The organism is Pseudanabaena sp. 'Roaring Creek', assembly GCF_001402795.1.
In the GTDB taxonomy this organism is placed as follows: Bacteria; Cyanobacteriota; Cyanobacteriia; order Pseudanabaenales; family Pseudanabaenaceae; genus Pseudanabaena.
This window is the reverse complement of the sequence record NZ_LIRE01000392.1, coordinates 1-1,052: the sequence shown is the minus strand read 5'-3', so window position 1 is coordinate 1,052 and position 1,052 is coordinate 1. Positions and strand designations below refer to the sequence as shown.

1 protein-coding gene is annotated in these 1,052 nt (G+C 34.7%); it reads right to left on the bottom strand.

The genetic code is table 11. The annotated features are described in order from the left end of the window. Positions 1-761, bottom strand: a 761-nt coding sequence (locus tag AC805_RS13190; RefSeq protein ID WP_156341401.1) for a hypothetical protein, incomplete at its 3' end; no start/stop codon positions are given. Positions 762-1,052 lie beyond the last annotated feature (291 nt).

The following is a 1,052-nucleotide window of genomic DNA, read 5'->3' as shown; positions in this document are numbered from 1 at the left end:
TTAGAATTAATAGTTATTCTTGGGATAAAAGATACTCTGTTATAGCTATCAGATGAATATAAAACATCAATTTTAGCAATTTCATTAAATAAATAATGATTAATCTTCGTTCCGAACAATGTCCATTTAGTATGCTTTAGCAATCTATTGGATTTATCGAAGAAGAATTCTTCATTGTAAATTAGGATGACAAAAGCAAACCATAATATTAGACTGCTAACCAAGAGCCATGGAAGCTGTGGATTAACTATAAGTCCCCACCATGTAGCAAAAACCAACCGTTCGTCATATTTATATGAAAAAGATTTCTGATTAGACCCCACAAAGGAATTTAAAGAATCACTAATAGTATAACCTGTTAGTTTATGAATATCTTCAAATACTTCCATTTCACCAAGTCCAGTCATTAAAAGGACTCTGGCTCGATAAACTGGATTTTCATTAATCGTATCCCCCGTCTCAACAAGATCGTATGCTGAATATTGGACAAATTTATAATCTAAAGGTTTGGTCTTAACTAAATCGAAGAACTTTGACTTTGAGATTTGACAATTGACTTGCTTTGGTTTGACGCGATCGCATTCGATGTTAATAACCCCAGTTTTCGATGCATAGTGGAACGCAGGAAATAGACCTAAGTATAAAAAGGGAAGGTTAAAACAAATTAGAAATATAAAAGCCGATAGCCGCCCCCGAAATGTAAATGTATCTTTGCTGGAAATTAGAATTTCAGAGTTAGTTTGACTAACTATTTTAAGCATAACTAAAAATGCCCCCAAAGATTAATCAATAAAAAAATGCTATAGATTTTAGTTTATGACTTTTTCTGCCAAATCATAGTATTCAGCAATACATCAAAATTATCTCAAGGGTAAGGTGCTTGAACCTTCGGCTTTGGGAATGTCTACGGATGATGTGTTGCATAAAACTTTTCCCGATCTGCTCAGAGCCGATTTTACCGCAGGGATGGAGACGACTTTGGATGAAATCTCGGTGGGTAAGTTGGAGTGGCAAAGCTATTTGATTGGTTGGCATCAGTCCTATTTTCAGCC